General features: G+C 40.4%; 1 pseudogene. It reads right to left on the minus strand.

The features are described from left to right. Positions 1-344: pseudogene (locus NW199_RS08735) on the minus strand (hypothetical protein); the annotation flags it as partial.

Genomic DNA, 344 nt, shown 5'->3' on the forward strand with positions numbered 1-344 from the left:
CTGGTTGACGCGTAGATATGCTTAATGGGTGCCTGCCCCTCTAAAACAACCTGCAAATAAAAGCGATTCTTTCCTTTGATTGTTTTGCGAACTAGACGGCAATATTTAACCTTTTTAAATCCGCTGCGACCTTCACTACGCAACGCCCTTTGAAGAAAGTCATCCTGAGGATCAATAAAGACACAATAGTCATGTTTGCACCAACTTAAAACAGATTTTTCAATATTAAATTTCAATCCTGTTTTATTGCTTTTGCCTTCAATGCTTCTTAATCCGCGACTGAGAGATTTGAATCGCGGACAGCCTCCAAGACCTAGCTTATAGCGATTAACTGCTTGGAAGAC

It is taken from the genome of Parasutterella secunda, from assembly GCF_024733725.1.
In the GTDB taxonomy this organism is placed as follows: Bacteria; Pseudomonadota; Gammaproteobacteria; order Burkholderiales; family Burkholderiaceae_F; genus Aphodousia; species Aphodousia faecalis.